This window comes from Aromatoleum evansii (assembly GCF_045689615.1).
GTDB classification, from domain to species: domain Bacteria; phylum Pseudomonadota; class Gammaproteobacteria; order Burkholderiales; family Rhodocyclaceae; genus Aromatoleum; species Aromatoleum evansii.
The window spans coordinates 1,104,530-1,122,109 of the sequence record NZ_CP141259.1 but is presented as its reverse complement, the minus strand read 5'-3'; the positions used below and the strand labels follow the sequence as shown (position 1 = coordinate 1,122,109).

Genomic DNA, 17,580 nt, shown 5'->3' with positions numbered 1-17,580 from the left:
CGGACCGGCTTCGATACAATCCAGTGTGCATCCTGAGCGTCGGCACCAGCTCAAGCGTCCGGGGAACCGCGCATTCTATCAACGATCCTGAGCTCGCCTCCCATGTCCGAGACATCCACGCAGCCCTCCGTAGCAATTTCTTACGCCGCCACGCTGTCGCGCTACCTCCTGCGCATGCTCGACAGCCGCAGCTGGCTTGCCGAACGGCTCGCTGCCTCGCTCGACCGGCCGCTCGACGCGGAGGCGATGCAGGCCTTCATGGCCGCCTCCGGCCTCGACGAGGCCCGACTGCGCGGCACGCTGCGCAATCTCCGCACCTGGGTCATGTGCCACCTCATCGTGCGCGACCTCAACGGCATGGCCGATCTCGCCGAAGTCACGGAGACCATGACCGTGCTCGCCGAAGTCACCATCCGCGCCGCCCACGACGTGCTGCGCGAGGCCCTGGTCCAGCGCTACGGCGCGCCGGTGTCGCAGACCGGCTGGGAGCAGGAGCTGCTCGTCGTCGGCATGGGCAAGCTCGGCGGACGCGAACTCAACGTGTCTTCTGACATCGACCTGATCTTCATCTATCCCGAGGACGGCGAAACCGGCGGCGCGAAGGTCATCAGCAACTTCGAATTCTTCGAGCGCCTCGGCAAGCAGCTCATCCAGGCGCTGGCAGAGATCACCGAGCACGGCCAAGTCTTCCGCGTCGACATGCGCCTGCGCCCGAATGGCGACTCGGGTCCGCTAGTGTGCTCCTTCGACATGCTGGAGAACTACTTCATCACGCAGGGCCGCGAATGGGAGCGCTATGCGTGGATCAAGGCACGCGTGCTCGCCGGCGAACGCTTCGAGGAGCTGGAGAAGATCGCCCGCCCCTTCATCTTCCGCAAGTACCTCGACTTCGGCGCCATCAACGCGATGCGCGACCTGCACGCGCAGATCCGCCGCGAGGTCGCGCGCCGCGACCGCGCCAACAACATCAAGCTCGGCCCCGGCGGCATCCGCGAAATCGAGTTCATTGCCCAGGTCTTCCAGATCATCCGCGGCGGGCGCGAAACCCAGCTGCAGGTCCGCCCGACGCTCAAGGTGCTCGCGCGCCTCGGCGAGCGCAGCTTCCTCGCCCCCGAGGCGGTCGCCGAACTCGGCGAAGCCTACGAATTCCTGCGCCGCCTCGAACATCGCCTGCAGTACCTCGACGACGCACAGACGCACGACCTGCCCGGCAACGACGAGGACCGCGCACGCATCGCGCAAGCAATGGGCTTCCCTAACTTCGCCGCCCTGCTCGAGGTGCTCGACCGCTACCGCACAATGGTCAGCCGGCACTTCGAGCGCGTCTTCGGCGACCCGGCCGAGGAAGGCCACACCCTCGACAGCATGTGGGCCTCGGCGGGCGACTCCGGCCAGGCCGAAGCCACGCTCGCCAAGCTGGGCTACCGCGACCCGCCCGCCGCCGCACGCCGCCTGGCGGCGATCCGCACCGGCAACCGCTACCAGCAGCTGCCCAACCACATCCGCAGCCGCCTAGACGCGCTGATCCCGCGCGTCGTCGAAGCCGCAGCCAGCACCTCGGGCGCCGACGAGACGCTCGGTCGCTGCCTGGATCTGCTCGAATCGATCAGCCGCCGCGGCGCCTATCTCGCGCTGCTGCAGCAATACCCCCAGGCGCTGCGCCGCGTCGCCGACCTGATGAATGCGTCGCGCTGGGCCGCACAGTTCCTCATCCGCCACCCCATCCTGCTCGACGAGTTGCTCGACGCGCGCCTGCTGCAGACCGCCCCCGACTGGCCCGAGCTGCGCCGGCAGATCGCCGAGGCCGTGGACGCCGTCGAACCCGACATGGAGCGGCAGATGGACCTGATGCGCGAGCAACACCACGCCCTCGTGTTCCGCCTGCTGATGCAGGACATCGCCGGCATGCTCACGGTGGAAAAACTCGCCGACCACCTCTCGGCGCTCGCCGACCTGATGGTGGACCTGAGCATCCCGACGATCTGGCGCAAGATCAAGATCCGCCACCGCGACGAGCCCAAGTTCGCCGTGATCGCCTACGGCAAGCTCGGCGGCAAGGAACTCGGCTATGCGAGCGACCTCGACCTCGTGTACCTGCACGACGACGACGCGCCCGAAGCGCCCGAGGTGTACACCCGCCTCGGCCAGCGCCTGAACACCTGGCTCTCCAGCCAGACGGCCGCGGGCATCATGTTCGAGACCGACCTGCGCCTGCGCCCCAACGGCGAATCAGGCATGCTGGTGTGCTCGCTCGACTCCTTCCGCAAGTACCAGCTCGAATCCGCCTGGGTATGGGAGCACCAGGCACTCACGCGCGCGCGCTTCGCCGCGGGCGACGCCGCACTCGGCGAAGCCTTCGAGCGCATCCGCTGCGAAGTCCTGCGCCAGCCGCGCGACCTCGACAAGCTGCGCGCGGACGTGCTGGAGATGCGCCACAAGATGCGCGACGCGCACTCGGGCAAGAGCGAGCTCTTCGACCTGAAGCACGATTTCGGCGGCCTCATCGACGTCGAGTTCCTCGTCCAGTACCTCGTGCTCGGCCATGCGCACCAGTACCCGGAGCTCACCGGCAACCTCGGCAACATCGCGCTGCTGCGCATCGCCGGCGAGCTCGGCCTCATCCCCGCCGGCCTCGCCGGCCGCTGCGGCGACAGCTACCGCATGTTCCGCCACCTGCAGCACCGCCAACGCCTCAACGACCAGCCCTCCCGCGTCCAGCCGCTGGAAGTCGCATTCGCGCGCGAATCGGTGTGCCGGCTGTGGCAACTGGTGTTCGGCGAGGACTGACGCCCGTCCGGGCAGCGCGGCGCGGACCTGCCGACTGAAATATTTCAGTTCGCGCGTCCGCGCATGACGCGGACTTGGCGCCGGACTAGAATCAGCCTCCTTCCCACGGGTGAACGAGCCTCATGAGCCAGGAAATCGAACTCAAACTCGCGCTGCCCCCCCAGGCCCTGCCGGCGCTGAAGCGCCACCCGCTGGTGGCCGGCGCCGCGCGCCAGGGAAGCGCGAAGACGCTCGACAACACCTACTTCGACACCCCGGACCTGCGGCTCCAGGCCCGCCGGATTGCCCTGCGCACCCGCAAGCAGGGGCGCGTCGAACTGCAGACCGTGAAGTGCGCGGCCGAATCCACGGCCGGCCTCACGAGCCGGCCTGAGTGGGAGCAACCCTACTGCGGCAGCTTCGACTTCAGCGCGGTCGATGCCCCCAAGGTGCGCAAGCTCCTCACGCGCCACGCAGCGGCGCTCGTCCCCGCCTTCTCGACCCGCTTCCGGCGCGAAACGCGCCTGTATGCGCCCGACGACAAGGTGCGCATCCTGATGATGATCGACACCGGCGAAGTCATCGCCGGCGACCGGCGCGCGCCGATCTGCGAACTCGAGCTCGAACTCGTCGCCGGCGAGCCGCTCGACCTGCTCCTCCTCGCCTGCCGCCTCGCCGCCGACAACCCGCTGATGCCCAGCGACATCAGCAAGGCCGAACGCGGCTACGCCCTGCACCTCGGCACGCGGCCCGAACCCGCACGCGCCGAGCCGTCCACGATCCGCAGCGACGAATCCCCGCTCGCGGCCTTCCGCGCCCTCGCCTCCGCCTGCCTGCGCCAGTGGCAGGCCAACGCCGTCGGCGCCACCGAGGACGGGGCGCCCGAATTCATCCACCAGCTGCGCGTCGCCCTGCGGCGCCTGCGCACCCTGTTGAGCCTCTTCGCGCCGATCCTGCCGCCCGAATTCGTCGAACACTGGCGCGCGCGACTTGGCGAAAACGCCCGCGCCTTCGCCGAGGCGCGCGACCTGGACGTCCTGTACGAAGAGATCCTCGCCCCGGTAGCCACCGACGAGGCCGAACACAGCGGACGAGAAGCCGATTCCGTCATCGCGCTGGCCGAGCGCATCCGCAGCGAACGCGAGCGTGCGCGCGGCGAAGCCCTGCTTGCGCTCGATCCGGCCGCCCAGGGCCGCCTCATGATCGGGCTGACCGCGGCGCTGCACGCCTTGCCGGACGAACGCGCCCGGGACGAACGCGCCCTCGCCGACTTCGCCGTCCGCGAGCTGGAGCGCCTGCGCAAGAAGGTCCGGCGCCGCCATGCCGCGGCGGCCGACCGCAGCCGCACGCATCTGCACGCGCTGCGCATCGCCCTCAAGCGCCTGCGCTACGCACTCGAGTTCTTCGCCCCGCTGTTGCCGGCCAAGCCCACCCGCCGCTATCTCGCGACCATCGTGCGCGCCCAGAACGCGCTCGGCTTCGTACACGACGTCGATGTCGCCCGCACCCGCCTCGCCCACTTCGCCGGCGACGACGCACAGCTGGGCGCAGCGGTCGCCTTCGTGTGCGGCTGGCATGGCCCCGGCTACGCCCGTCTCGGCCGCCGCGCGCTGCGCGACGTCGAACGCCTGCTGCAAGAAGACGCGCCCTGGGCCGCCTCGCGCGACTGAGCCGTCATCGCATGGCAACACACACCGCATAGGCTGCGCAGCTTTGGACACGGAGGACACGATGGACCTGCTGCTGTGGCGCCATGCTGAAGCGGTCGACGGCAGCCCCGACCACACGCGTGAACTCACCGAGCGCGGCCTGCGCCAGGCGCAGCGGATGGCAGCCTGGCTGGAGGAGCACCGCCCCAAGCGCCTGCGCGTGCTCGTCAGCCCGACCGTGCGCACGCGCCAGACCGCCACGGCCTTCACCGACCGCTTCGAGATCGTCCCCTCGCTGGGCCCCGACGGCAGCGTCGCCGACCTGCTCGCCGCTACCGGCTGGCCCGACTCGGCCGGCCCCTGCCTGGTCGTCGGCCATCAGCCCGCACTCGGCCGCATGGCCGCCCTGCTGCTCGCAGGCGAAGAAGCGGACTGGACGGTCAAAAAAGGCGCATTATGGTGGTTCAGCAACCGCGTGCGCGACGGCGAAACCCAGACCGTGCTGCGCGCCGTCGTCCCGCCCGATCTCGCCTGACGGCGGCCGGGGCGCGGCCGCAGCGCCGCGTAAATATTTGTACGCGGCGCAGTTTCGCGCCAGCACGCTTGCCGTAAGATTCGCCCTGCGACAGAGGCGCAGCCCGCCAGCACCTTCCGCTCAACTCGTCCGGGCATCCACTGATGAATACTACCGTTACCGCCAACGGCACCAAGCGCGTCATCGACGGTGTCGAACGCGTGTTCTACGACGGCTACTGGATCAAGGCCTACGATCCGCCGGCCGACTCGCTGCGCATGAAGCGGCAGCTGATCGAGGGGCTCACGCGGCGCCTCTTCAACCACGTCGAACACGGCATCAACATTCCCGGCAAACGCCTCGCCGAAGCGCGCGCGTCCTACAACACCGAGCAGGATCCGGAACGCAAGCGCGTGAAGGGAGCGATGCTCGCCGGGGCGCTGTTCAACCGCGCCACCGACATCTTCACCAAGCTGATGGAGATGCAGGAACTCGGCATCGAGATCCAGACCGACAACGCCCTGATGCGCGAATGCGGCTTCTGCCTGCAGGAGGCGCTCAACCTCGGCAAGCTCGTGCGCCACCGCAGCGGCGAGGAAGGCATCGACGAACTGTGGGGCGAACCCTTCCGCGCGTTCTCGATCCCCATCGAAGCCTTCTACGACAGCCGCTACATCAAGATCTCGCAGACCCTGCGCGACATCGACCGCATCGGCGGAGTGATGGTGGAGACCTTCGCCGGCTCGCGTTTCTTCGAAGGCATCGAGGATCCCACGCTGCGCTTCACCGAAGCCGCCAAGGTCAAGTGCGAGACGCTGCGCACCGACCCGGCGATCTTCGATGTGTGGTCCGACTTCGCCGTGGCGGCGGAAAGACTTGCCACGGTCACGCCGCGCCTGGCCGGCGCGACCGCCCCCGAGGACCTGCAGCTTGCCATCGACGGCGTGGCCCTCATCGTGCAGGGCCGCGACCTCGTCAGCTACATCACCCGTGCGCGCGTGCCCATGCCCAAGAGCACGAGCGAATACGTGGAACGCTGCGAACACTGGCGCCGTGGCCTGTGCCTGCGCCTGCACCCCTCGCTGGTCGCCCCCTGAGCGCGTCTGCCACGACCGCCCTCCACAACGCGCCGCACTGCGGTGGGAATCCACACCTCATGAAAAAGACCGACCTCGAAAAACTCAACGGCCTCAAGATCCGCAGCCGCATGAAGAACACCGACACCCCTGACCGCTTCGCCAAGGCGTCGGGCGGGGCCAATGCCGGCGCCGGCGTCAATCCCCTCGTCGCAAAGTTGCTCAGGAAAGGCCTCGACGACCAAGGCAAAGCGTAAGAAGCAACGCGTAAACGGCGACGCCCGGACGGCGATCGGCACCGTCCGGGCGTCCGCGAACTGCCGCCGGGCGTCGGCTCAGACGATCACGCCACCACCCAGGCACACCTTCGATTCATACACGACGACGCTCTGCCCGGGCGTGAGCGCCCACTGCGGCTGGGCGAACACGATCTGCGCGCGACCGTCGCCCAGAGCGTCGATCTCGCACGGCATGTCCGGCGTGCGATAGCGCGGCTTGGCCGTATACACCCAGTGGGTGTGCGGGTCGCGCCCCGATATCCAGTTGAGCTCCGTCGCCGTCAGGCTGTGCTTCAGCAAGGCCGGATGGTCGTGTCCCTGCACGACGTGGAGCACGTTCGCCTTCACGTCCTTCGCGGCGACGTACCACGCGTCGTGCTCGCCCGCCTCGTCCTGCTTGCCCTTGATGCCGCCGATGTGCAGCCCCTTCCGCTGGCCGATGGTGTGGTACATCAGCCCCTGGTGCTCGCCGAGCACGCGCCCGTCGTCCAGGTTGCGGATCTCGCCCGGCTTCGTCGGCAGGTAGCGCATCAGGAACTCGCGGAACGGCCGCTCGCCGATGAAGCAGATGCCCGTCGAGTCCTTCTTCTCGGCGACATGCAGGCCCGCATCGGCCGCGATCCGCCGCACCTCGCGCTTGTACAGGCCGCCCAGCGGGAACAGCGTCTTCGCGAGCTGTGCCTGCGTCAGGCGATAGAGGAAATAGCTCTGGTCCTTGGTGCCGTCCTCGGCCTTCAGGAGCTGGTATTCGGTGCGCCCGTCATTGACCCACTCGCGCACGCCCGCGTAGTGCCCCGTCGCGATCTTGTCCGCCCCAAGCTGCATCGCGTGGTCGAGGAAGCAGCGGAACTTGATCTCCGAGTTGCACAGGATGTCCGGATTAGGCGTGCGCCCCGCCTCGTATTCGCGCAGGAAGTCGGCGAACACGCGGTCCTTGTACTCGGCCGAGAAGTTCACGACTTCGAGGTCGATGCCGATCACATCGCACACCGAGGCCACATCGACGAGATCCTGACGCGTCGAGCAGTACTCGTCGTCGTCATCGTCTTCCCAGTTCTTCATGAACAGGCCGGTCACCTGATAGCCCTGCTGCTTGAGCAGCAGCGCGGTGACCGAGGAATCCACGCCGCCGGACATGCCGACGACCACCTTCATCCCGTTCGCATCCTTCTTACTGGACATTCGGTCCTTCTCCATTCAGCCATTCCGCCAGCGGCAGCACCACCGCCGGCTCGCCATGATCCACGAACCAGCTGTCGACCGCAAAGCGCGCGCCCGGATTGTGCCCCGGCGCAAGCGCCGGCTCCAGCCCCGAAGCGGCGACGGCCGCCGGCGCGATGTCGGCCAGCACTTCGCCGCAGTCGCACAACGCCAGCATCGGCGCGACATAGTCGGGAACCCCCGCAGCCGCGGTCGGGGCGGCAGCCGGCGGCACCGGATCATCCAGTTCCTCGATCGCGGCGGAAAAATGCTGCAGCACCAGCCAGGGCGCCCGCCGCTCGACCGGCAGCACGCGATGAAAGCGCAGCCAGCCGCGCGCGGCCATCAACTCAAGAAATTGCGTCGTCGTCGTCGAATGGTCGATGCAATCCATGCGCCCGTCGACATCCCCGTCGCGGTAATTTCCGCCACGGTCCACCTCGATCGGCGTCTGCGCTGCGGCAAGCCGCTGCATCATGCCGACCGCACGGGCAATGGCTGCGCGCTCCGAGTCCGCGTCCACGGCCTGCGCCAGCACGGCCGCCACGGCGGCGAGCCCTTCCTCCGCCAGCACCACCTCGACCCGGGTCGCACAACCGTAGTTGAAGCACACCTCCAGCGCCGCCGCCCCGCGTGCCGACGGCAGCCAGGCGAGGAGGCAGGCGGACAGGCAGGTGAGCAGCGCGGCACGCATCGCGGCGGCGCTCAGCCCGGATAATGCCGGATCAGCTCGAGCGCATAGCGGCGTCCCGCGATCCAGTCATCCACGCACTGCAGCACCAGCGGGCTGCGATGCCGCTCGCGGCATTCGAGCAGTTCGTCGCGCGTCAGCCACAGCGCCCGCACGATGCCGGCATCCAGCGCGCGCCCTGCCTCCTCCCCGGCGACCGAGCCGCCAAACGCAAAGCGCAGGTAGGTGATTCCCCCCTGCGGCACCGGCCACTGATAGATCCCGACCATATACTCGGGGACGAAGCGGTGCGCCGTTTCCTCCAACGTCTCACGCGCCGCGGCCGCCACCAGCGACTCCCCCGCCTCGAGGTGGCCGGCGGGCTGATTGAAGCGCAGCCCGTCCGCGGTTTCCTCCTCGACCACCAGGAAACGTCCCTCGCGCTCGATCACCGATGCCACCGTGACATTCGGCTTCCACACTCTTTCCATTGCAGCCATCGCAGGCAAAACCGCGATATTAACGCGCCCTGCCGACCACGATGTTCGAAAGTGCAAGCGGAAGCATCCCGCGGAACGCACATAATAGGCTGCGAGGGATTATCATTCGTGGTCCTCCACGTCAGACCAAGAAGAAGATCGTGCGAAGGAGACAGCTCGTCCGAACAAGACCAACTCACAACGATCATGACACCCACTCTCGCTGGCATCCCCGTCGATTTCATCCTGTTCGCGTTCACGCTGCTCGGCGTGGCGCTGTTCCACCACTACACCCTGTATGTCGCGCTGACCGGCTTCGCCGTCATCAGCCTGTACAAGATCGTGTTCACCGGCTTCGCCGCCGGCGCCGGCGTTGCCGGATGGCTCGGACACCTCGGCCACGAATGGGTCACCTTCGCCAACCTCTTCTGCCTGCTGATGGGCTTCGCGATCCTCGCGCGCCACTTCGAGAAGAGCCACGTGCCGGTGATCCTGCCGAAGTTCCTGCCGCATGACTGGAAGGGTCCCTTCGCCCTGCTGGTGATGATCTTCTTCATCTCGGCGATCCTCGACAACATCGCCGCGGCCCTGATCGGCGGCGCGATGGCGCATCAGCTCTTCCGCGCCAAGGTGCATATCGGCTACCTCGCGGCCATCGTTGCCGCCTCCAACGCGGGCGGAGCGGGCTCCGTCGTCGGCGACACCACCACGACGATGATGTGGATCGCCGGCATTTCGCCGCTCGCCGTGCTCGAAGCCGCCCTCGGCGCCGCGGTCGCGCTGTGCATCTTCGGCACCATCGCCGCCAAGCAGCAGCACGCTTGGTCGCCGATCAACAAGCACTCGCACGAGCACACCCGCATCGACTGGGGCCGCATCGCCATCGTCGGGCTGATGCTGGGTCTCGCGATCGGCACCAACGTCACGGTGAACATCGCCGCCCCCAACATCGCGAGCAGCTTCCCCTTCATCGGCGTCGCCGTGTGGGTCGCGATCTTCATCACCACCAAACTGCGCCGCCACGACTGGGAAGTCCTGCCGGAGACGGCCAAGGGCTCGATCTTCCTGCTGTCGCTCGTCGGCTGCGCGTCGATGATGCCGGTGAACGAGCTGCCGCCCGCCTCGTGGATGAGCGCACTCGCGCTGGGTTTCGTCTCCGCCGTATTCGACAACATCCCCCTCACCGCGCTGGCGATCCGCCAGGGCGGCTACGACTGGGGCTTCCTCGCCTATGCGGTAGGCTTCGGCGGCTCCATGTTGTGGTTCGGCTCCTCGGCCGGCGTCGCTCTCTCCAACATGTATCCCGAGGCCCGCTCCGCGGTCCTGTGGCTGCGCAAGGGCTGGCACGTGCCCATCGCCTATGTCGCCGGTTTCGTCGCGATGATGGTCTTCATCGGCTGGCATCCGCAGTAAGCCGCCGCACCCGCGCATCCCGGCATTCCCGCCGGGATTGCGCTAAAATCGCGAATTCGTTCCGCCCTCCGGGGCGGATCCCCCCTGAATACAATTCCGCTGGAGAATCCCACCATGTCCATGGCTGACCGCGACGGTTTCATCTGGCAGGACGGAAAACTCGTGCCGTGGCGCGAGGCGACGACGCACGTCCTGACCCACTCCCTGCACTACGGCCTGTCCGTATTCGAGGGCGTGCGCGCGTACAAGACCGCCAAGGGCACTGCGATTTTCCGGCTCCCCGAGCACACCCAGCGCCTGATCAACTCCGGCAAGATCTACATGATGGACATTCCTTTCTCCAAGGAAGAACTCATGGAAGCCCAGCTGGAGGTCGTGCGCGCCAACAAGCTCGAATCCTGCTACCTGCGCCCGATCGCCTTCTACGGTTCGGAGAAGATGGGCATCTCGACGCGCGGCGCGCGCGTGCACGTCGCCATCGCCGCCTGGCCGTGGGGCGCCTACCTCGGCGAGGAAGGCCTCGAGAAGGGCATCCGCGTGAAGACCTCGTCCTTCGCGCGCCAGCACGTCAACGTCACCATGGCGCGCGCCAAGCTCGCCAGCACCTACGCCAACTCCATCCTCGCCAACCTCGAAGTCACGCAGGACGGCTATGACGAGGCGCTGCTGCTCGACACCCAGGGCTTCGTCGCCGAAGGTGCGGGCGAGAACCTCTTCGTCATCAAGGACGGCGTCGTCTATGAACCGGAAATCGCCTCCGCGCTGACCGGCATCACGCGCGACTCGGTGATCAACATCGTGCGCGAACTGGGCCTGCGCTTCGAATCCCGCCGCATGACGCGCGACGACATCTACATCGCCGACGAAGCCTTCTTCACCGGCACCGCGGCCGAAGTCACCCCGATCCGCGAGCTCGACAACCGCGCGATCGGCGCCGGCAAGCGCGGCCCGATCACCGAGAAGATCCAGGCGCGCTTCTTCGACATCGTCAACGGTCGCGCCCCCGAATACGAGCGCTGGCTCTCTTTCATCTGAGGATTCCTCCGCCATGGCCGACAACCAGGACAAGACCCAAACCATCGCCGTAACGGCGCACGACCTGCCCCTGCACTGCCCGCGCCCCGACGCGCCGCTGTGGGCCCGTCACCCGCGCGTCTTCCTCGACGTGCTCGCCGAAGGCGAAGCGGTCTGCCCGTACTGCAGCACGAAGTACGTGTTCACCGGCGAGCGCCCGAAGGGTCATCACTGATCCTGCGGCACGCATCAAGCGGAAATGGGGGCAGCGATGCCCCCATCGCTTTTCCGAACCCGCCCACCGTCAGAGCCGGCAGAACGTGAACAAACCCGTCTACACCACCGCACTGGAGGCCGAAGCCGCCTTCTACGACGCACTTGCGCGCTCGGACCTGGACGCGATGATGCAGGTGTGGTCCGAAGACGATGAAGTCGTATGCATCCACCCGGACGGCGCCCGCATCGTCGGCCTGCGCGCCGTGCACGAGTCATGGCGCCAGCTCTTCGCCGGCGGCACGCGTCTCGCGGTCAGCGTCTCGCAGCGTATCGTCGCAGGCAACTCCCTGCTCGCGACGCACAACGTCATCGAACACGTTGCCCTGCCGGGCGACGAGCGCATCGCCCCGCCGATGATCGCAACCAACATCTACGCCAGCGGCCCGCGCGGATGGAAGATGATCATGCACCACGCCTCGCCGGCCCTCGAAACGCAGCACGCCGTCACGCATGACGGCCCGCGCATCGTGCACTGACGCAATCGATGCGGCGCTGCAACATGCGCTTATGTTTTTTCCGCCGCCCCGAAACACCTGACTCACCCATCTGCGTTATCCTGCGCACCTCGGCGGCCCCCGACGCACGCGAGCGCCCGGCCGCGCCTCGAACCCAATCTCTGCACACGAACAGGGCGAACATGACCTCGACCTCCTATACCGTCCCGGCAGCTGAAATCTTCAAGGCCTACGACATCCGCGGCATCGTCGATCGCACTCTAACGGCCGACGCCGTGCGCGCCATCGGCCACGCCCTCGGCTCGGAAGCCGTGGCCCGCGGCCAGCGCGCGATCGCCGTCGGCCGCGACGGCCGCCTCTCCGGCCCCGAACTGGCCGGCGCACTCTCCGACGGCATCCGCGCCGCGGGTGTCGACGTCGTCGACATCGGCTGCGTGCCGACCCCGCTCACCTACTTCGCCGCCTACCAGCTCGGCACCGACTCCTGCGTCAGCGTCACCGGCAGCCACAACCCGCCCGACTACAATGGCCTGAAGATGGTGCTTGGCGGCCAGACCCTGTACGGCCCCCTGATCCAGGACCTGCGCCGCCGCATCGTCGACAACGACCTCGCCCACGGCGCCGGCCAGCTGCGCCAGGAAAACGTCGTCGGCGCCTACCTCGAGCGCATCGTTTCCGACGTCAAGCTCGCCCGCCCGATGAAAATCGTCGTCGACTGCGGCAACGGCGTCGCCGGCGCGGTGGCCCCCGAACTCTTCCGCCGCCTCGGCTGCGAGATCGTCGAACTCTTCTGCGAAGTCGACGGCACCTTCCCGAACCACCACCCCGATCCGTCCAAACCGGAAAACCTGCAGGACGTGATCCGCGCCCTGAAGGAAACCGACGCCGAACTGGGCCTCGCCTTCGACGGCGACGGCGACCGCCTCGGCGTCGTCACCAAGGACGGCGAGATCATCTTCCCCGACCGGCAGCTCATGCTGTTCGCGGCCGACGTGCTGTCGCGCGTGCCGGGCGGCGAGATCATCTACGACGTCAAATGCACGCGCAACCTCGCCGGCTGGGTGCGCCAGCACGGCGGCAAGCCGACGATGTGGCAGACGGGCCATGCCCTGGTGAAAGCCAAGCTCAAGGAAACCGGCGCTCCGCTCGCCGGCGAGATGAGCGGCCACGTGTTCTTCAAGGAACGCTGGTTCGGCTTCGACGACGGCCTCTACGCCGGCGCCCGCCTGCTCGAGATCCTGTCGCGCCACGCCGATCCCAGCGCCGTGCTGAAGGGGCTGCCGGACGCGGTCAGCACGCCCGAGCTCAACATAAAGATGGCCGAAGGCGAGCCCTTCGAACTCGTGCGCCGCCTCAAGGAAACCGCCCGCTTCGACGGTGCCACCGAGCTCATCACGCTCGACGGCGTGCGTGTCGAATACGCCGACGGCTTCGGGCTCGCACGTCCGTCGAACACGACGCCCGTCGTCGTGCTACGATTCGAGGCCGACAGCGAGGCTGCGATCGCGCGCATCCAGAGCGCCTTCCGCAACTCGATCGACCAGGTCTGGCCCGGCCTCAAGCTGCCGTTCTAAGAACACTCGATAACAAGAACAACAACAAACACGAGGCCCCGCTCCGCAAGGAGCGGGGCCTTTCCTTTTTCCCGCCATCCCGCCGTTCGCCCTGTCGAAGGGCACTGGCAAGGGCTTCGACAAACTCAGCCCGAACGGTAGTAGCGCGCTGCACGACTCCGGCCGCCCGCAGGGTGCTTCCATCGCCCAAACCGCGTAGCGCCCCCCGAATTCCTCCCCGCCAAATCACCCCTTCCGCCAGGCGCCGTCCCCTTCCCCCGCAGGGCTGTCGTGAGCGCCGCCGGCCTGGCCGTTGCGGGGGAAACACGGCGGCGCATGTCTGAGGGCGCGCAGCGCCCGAGTTTGCGCCGACGCCCCCGCGACGGTCAGGTTGGCGGGAAGCCGAAGGCCGCGAGCGTCTGCCCGGAGGGGGAAGGCGACGGCGCCGACCACGGAGTGCCTCTGCATCATCAACCGCGCCCCAAAAAAGGAAGAGCCTCGCCAGGCCATATAGCCCGCGAGGCTCTTCCCACGACCGCGCCAGCCCACGCCCTTCGACAGGCTCTGGGCGAACGGCTTACTCAGGCGACCGCTTGCAACCGGGTTCTTACAGCTTGCCCGCCACCCAGTCCGAAACCCCCGCCAGCGCCGCCGGCAGCTTCGACGGCTCGGTACCGCCCGCCTGCGCCATATCCGGCCGGCCACCGCCCTTGCCGCCCACCTGTTGCGCGACGAAGTTCACCAGCTCGCCCGCCTTCACCTTCGCGGTCTGGTCCGCCGTCACGCCCGCAATCAGGCTCACCTTGCCGTCGGCCGTCGACGCCAGCACGATCGCCGCCGACTTCAGCTTGTCCTTCAGCTTGTCCATCGTCTCGCGCAGCGTCGGCACGTCCGCGCCGTCCAGCATCGCCGCCAACACCTTGATGCCCTTCACGTCGGTCGCCTGCGCCACCAGATCGTCGCCCTGGCTCGCCGCCAGCTTCGACTTCAGCCGCGCCAGCTCCTTCTCCAGCGCGCGTACGTTGTCCAGCACCGCCGCAACACGCTCGGCCACCTCGTCCGGTTGCGCCTTCAGCAGGGCCGCAACGCCCTGCACGCGCCGCTCCTGCTCCTGCACGTACTGCAGCGCCAGCTCGCCCGTCACCGCCTCAATTCGGCGCACGCCCGCCGCCACGCCGCCTTCCGACACGATCTTGAACAGGCCGATGTCGCCCGTGCGCGCGACGTGCGTGCCGCCGCACAGTTCGCGCGTCGAGCCGATCGACATCACCCGCACCTCGTCGCCGTACTTCTCGCCGAAGAGCATCATCGCGCCCGTCTTCTGCGCCTCCTCGATCGGCATCAGCCTGGCATCGGTCGCCGCATTGGCGAGGATCTCGGCATTGACGATCTCCTCGACCTCGCGGATCTCCTCCGGCGTCATCGGCGCGGTGTGCGCGAAATCGAAGCGCGTCTTGTCCGGATCGACCTGCGAGCCCTTCTGCAGCACATGCGTGCCCAGCACTTCGCGCAGCGCCTTGTGCATCAGGTGGGTGACCGAGTGGTTGCGCTGCGTGCGCGCACGCGCCGCCGCATCCACCTTCGCCGTCACGCCCTGGCCGACCGACAGCCGGCCCGTCTTCAGCACACCGTGATGACCGAACACCGTGGCCTGGATCTTCTGCGTGTCCTCGACCGCGAAGATGCCCGCCGCGCCGCGCAGTTCGCCGCGGTCGCCGACCTGGCCGCCCGACTCGGCATAGAAAGGCGTGTTGTCCAGCACCACGACCCCCATCTCGCCTTCGACCAGCTCATTGACCGGCGCACCGTCCTTGTACAGCGCCAGCACGTTGCCGCGCTCCTCCAGCCGCTCGTAGCCGTGGAAAGTCGTCGCCGGACCGTCGTACTCGAGGTTCGCCGCCATCTTGAACTTGCCGGCCGCGCGAGCCTGCTCCTTCTGGCGCGCCATCGCCGCGTCAAAGGCCGCCGCATCGACGGTCACGTCGCGCTCGCGGCACACGTCCGCGGTCAGATCCAGCGGGAAGCCGTAGGTGTCGTGCAGCTTGAACGCCGTCTCGCCGTTGAACACCGTCACGCCCGCGGCAGCCAACGATCCCAGCTCGGCTTCCAGGATCGCCATGCCGTTCTCGATCGTCGCGAAGAAACGATCCTCTTCCTGCTTCAGCACCTCGGACACGCGCGCCTGTGCAGCCTTCAGGTCCGGATAGGCCTCGCCCATCTCGCCGACCAGATCGGCCACGAGGCGATGGAAGAAGGCCGCCCGCGCGCCCAGCTTGTAGCCATGGCGGATCGCACGGCGAATGATCCGGCGCAGCACGTAGCCGCGCCCCTCGTTGCCGGGAATCACGCCATCGGCGATCAGGAAGGAGCAGGCACGGATATGATCTGCCAGCACCTTCAGGCTGGGGCTGGAAAGATCCGTGACCTTCGTCTCGCGCGCGGCTGCGGCGATCAGCGTCTGGAAGAGATCGATCTCGTAGTTGCTATGCACATGCTGCAGCACCGCCGAGATGCGCTCGAGCCCCATGCCGGTGTCCACGCTGGGCTTGGGCAGCGGATGCATCACGCCGGCCTCGTCGCGGTTGAACTGCATGAACACGTTGTTCCAGATCTCGATGTAGCGGTCACCGTCCTCCTCGGGCGATCCCGGGGGGCCGCCCCAGATCTCGGGGCCGTGGTCGTAGAAGATCTCGGTGCACGGGCCGCAGGGGCCGGTATCGCCCATCATCCAGAAATTGTCCGAGGCGTAGCGTGCGCCCTTGTTGTCGCCGATGCGGATCACGCGCTCGGCCGGCACGCCCACTTCCTTGGTCCAGATGTCGTAGGCCTCGTCGTCCTCCGCATACACGGTGACCCACAGCTTGTCCTTCGGCAGCTTGAATTCCCCGGTGAGCAGCTCCCATGCGTAGGCAATCGCGTCGCGCTTGAAATAGTCACCGAAGCTGAAGTTGCCCAGCATCTCGAAGAAGGTGTGATGCCGCGCCGTGTAGCCGACGTTCTCGAGGTCGTTGTGCTTGCCGCCGGCGCGCACGCATTTCTGCGAGGTCGTCGCGCGCGTGTACGGACGCTTGTCGAAGCCGAGGAACACGTCCTTGAACTGGTTCATCCCCGCGTTGGTGAACAACAGGGTGGGATCCTCGTGCGGCACCAGCGAACTGGAGGCGACGATCTGGTGGCCTTTCGACTCGAAGAACTTGAGGAATTTCTCGCGGATTTCGGCGCTTTTCATGGCTGGAATTCGGTTGGGCGGCACCGCGGCGGCACCGTATCGTTCGGAAACGAAGATTCTAACCGATGCCCGCCCGCTTGCGCCCGCGCGTCAGCCCGCCAGTGACGCCGTCAACTGCATTCCCGTGTAGCCCGCCTGCGGCGAGAGCAACAAGGGAATCTGGATGAATGCGTAAGTCATGACCAGAAGGAACAAGCCCGACACGACCGCGACGAACTGACTGAAGAATTCCGTCTTGCTGAGTTTCATTGCACGCTCCCGTGGGCCCGCAAGCAGGCCACCTTGAACACGGGTCGATGCTAGGGTGACACTCGCCGCCGCCCGGTAAGACGATGAAACCCTTGGCAAGCCGATGAAACGGCTGCAGGCGGCAGCCGCCCCCGTGCGGAGCGCGGCCATCGCCTATAATTTCGGCCTTTACAGCTCAAAAGAACGGATCAACCCCATGGGACATCGACTTTCGAAGATTTACACCCGCACCGGCGACGCCGGCACCACCGGACTGGGCGACGGCAAGCGCGTGTCGAAGAACAGCCTGCGCATCCATGCCCTCGGGGAAGTCGATGAACTCAATGCCGCGATCGGCGTGCTGCTGTGCGAGGAACTGCCCGAGGACGTGCGCCCCCTGCTGACCGACGCGCAACACGATCTCTTCGACCTCGGAGGCGAAGTGTGCATCCCGGGCATGAGCATGATCACCTCGAAGCAGGTCGAGAAACTCGAACAGGAACTGGACCGCTTCAACGAACCGCTGGAACCGCTGAAGGACTTCATCCTGCCCGGCGGCACCCGCCCGGCCGCGCTCGCGCATCACGCACGCACGGTGTGTCGGCGCGCCGAACGCTCGCTCGTCGCACTGGCGCTCGAGGAGGCCGTCAACGACGGTCCGCGCCAGTACCTGAACCGTCTGTCGGACCTGCTGTTCGTGCTCGGCCGCGTGCTTAACCGCGCCGGCGGCCGGGGCGACGTGCTGTGGCAGAAGCGCAAGAACGCCTGACCGGGTACAAA

The 17,580-nt window shown here is 67.3% G+C and carries 16 protein-coding genes; 11 read left to right on the top strand and 5 right to left on the bottom strand.

The genetic code is table 11. The features are described 5' to 3' along the window. The first annotated feature begins 102 nt into the window (after positions 1-102). From glnE to U5817_RS05025, 5 genes are all read left to right on the top strand, one after another. The gene (gene glnE / locus U5817_RS05045) at positions 103-2,787 is read left to right on the top strand and encodes a bifunctional [glutamate--ammonia ligase]-adenylyl-L-tyrosine phosphorylase/[glutamate--ammonia-ligase] adenylyltransferase (protein ID WP_407279913.1); all 2,685 of its coding nucleotides are present in this window, start codon (positions 103-105) and stop codon (positions 2,785-2,787) included. 122 nt (positions 2,788-2,909) lie between these two features. Beyond that, positions 2,910-4,436 carry a CHAD domain-containing protein gene (locus tag U5817_RS05040; protein WP_407279912.1) on the top strand — a complete coding sequence of 509 codons (1,527 nt, stop codon included), beginning with the start codon at positions 2,910-2,912 and terminating at the stop codon, positions 4,434-4,436. Between the two features lie 61 nt (positions 4,437-4,497). Beyond that, positions 4,498-4,950, top strand: a complete 453-nt coding sequence (locus U5817_RS05035) for a histidine phosphatase family protein (RefSeq protein WP_169128483.1) — start codon at positions 4,498-4,500, stop codon at positions 4,948-4,950. Between the two features lie 143 nt (positions 4,951-5,093). After that, the gene (locus U5817_RS05030; RefSeq protein WP_407279911.1) at positions 5,094-6,026 is read left to right on the top strand and encodes a hypothetical protein; all 933 of its coding nucleotides are present in this window, start codon (positions 5,094-5,096) and stop codon (positions 6,024-6,026) included. 59 nt (positions 6,027-6,085) lie between these two features. Then, entirely contained in the window at positions 6,086-6,262 is a 177-nt protein-coding gene (locus tag U5817_RS05025; RefSeq protein ID WP_169128487.1) for a hypothetical protein, read from the top strand. A 78-nt stretch (positions 6,263-6,340) separates the two neighbouring features. Here U5817_RS05025 and mnmA read toward each other — a convergent pair whose 3' ends face one another. Genes mnmA through U5817_RS05010 form a run of 3 tightly spaced genes read right to left on the bottom strand, consistent with a single transcriptional unit; the run spans position 6,341 to position 8,644 of the window. Further along, the gene (gene mnmA / locus U5817_RS05020; protein WP_169128587.1) at positions 6,341-7,438 is read right to left on the bottom strand and encodes a tRNA 2-thiouridine(34) synthase MnmA; all 1,098 of its coding nucleotides are present in this window, start codon (positions 7,436-7,438) and stop codon (positions 6,341-6,343) included. 16 nt (positions 7,439-7,454) lie between these two features. Next, entirely contained in the window at positions 7,455-8,177 is a 723-nt protein-coding gene (locus tag U5817_RS05015) for a hypothetical protein (protein ID WP_407279910.1), read from the bottom strand. Between the two features lie 11 nt (positions 8,178-8,188). Next, positions 8,189-8,644, bottom strand: a complete 456-nt coding sequence (locus U5817_RS05010; protein ID WP_169128489.1) for an NUDIX hydrolase — start codon at positions 8,642-8,644, stop codon at positions 8,189-8,191. 195 nt (positions 8,645-8,839) lie between these two features. On the opposite strand from U5817_RS05010, the gene U5817_RS05005 reads away from it, so the two are divergent. The 5 genes from U5817_RS05005 (at position 8,840) to U5817_RS04985 (ending at position 13,364) form a co-directional block, all read left to right on the top strand. Next, the gene (locus U5817_RS05005; RefSeq protein WP_407279909.1) at positions 8,840-10,045 is read left to right on the top strand and encodes a citrate transporter; all 1,206 of its coding nucleotides are present in this window, start codon (positions 8,840-8,842) and stop codon (positions 10,043-10,045) included. A gap of 114 nt (positions 10,046-10,159) precedes the next feature. Then, complete coding sequence (locus U5817_RS05000) at positions 10,160-11,080, top strand: branched-chain amino acid transaminase (protein WP_169128493.1); 921 nt, start codon at positions 10,160-10,162, stop codon at positions 11,078-11,080. Between the two features lie 13 nt (positions 11,081-11,093). Then, positions 11,094-11,294 (top strand): zinc-finger domain-containing protein, encoded by a 201-nt coding sequence (locus U5817_RS04995; protein WP_169207521.1) that lies wholly within the window; start codon positions 11,094-11,096, stop codon positions 11,292-11,294. Positions 11,295-11,379: 85 nt separating this feature from the next. Beyond that, positions 11,380-11,811, top strand: a complete 432-nt coding sequence (locus tag U5817_RS04990; protein ID WP_407279908.1) for a YybH family protein — start codon at positions 11,380-11,382, stop codon at positions 11,809-11,811. Between the two features lie 161 nt (positions 11,812-11,972). Further along, on the top strand, positions 11,973-13,364 hold the full coding sequence (locus U5817_RS04985) for a phosphomannomutase/phosphoglucomutase (RefSeq protein ID WP_407279907.1): 1,392 nt from the start codon (positions 11,973-11,975) through the stop codon (positions 13,362-13,364). 586 nt (positions 13,365-13,950) lie between these two features. Here the strand turns inward: U5817_RS04985 and alaS are convergent. Together alaS and U5817_RS04975 are read right to left on the bottom strand one after the other, a co-directional pair. Further along, entirely contained in the window at positions 13,951-16,572 is a 2,622-nt protein-coding gene (gene alaS / locus U5817_RS04980) for an alanine--tRNA ligase (protein ID WP_407279906.1), read from the bottom strand. A gap of 90 nt (positions 16,573-16,662) precedes the next feature. After that, positions 16,663-16,821: a hypothetical protein gene (locus U5817_RS04975; protein WP_407279905.1), complete on the bottom strand. Its 159-nt coding sequence runs from the start codon at positions 16,819-16,821 to the stop codon at positions 16,663-16,665. 196 nt (positions 16,822-17,017) lie between these two features. On the opposite strand from U5817_RS04975, the gene U5817_RS04970 reads away from it, so the two are divergent. Beyond that, positions 17,018-17,569 carry a cob(I)yrinic acid a,c-diamide adenosyltransferase gene (locus U5817_RS04970; protein WP_407279904.1) on the top strand — a complete coding sequence of 184 codons (552 nt, stop codon included), beginning with the start codon at positions 17,018-17,020 and terminating at the stop codon, positions 17,567-17,569. Positions 17,570-17,580: the final 11 nt, after the last annotated feature.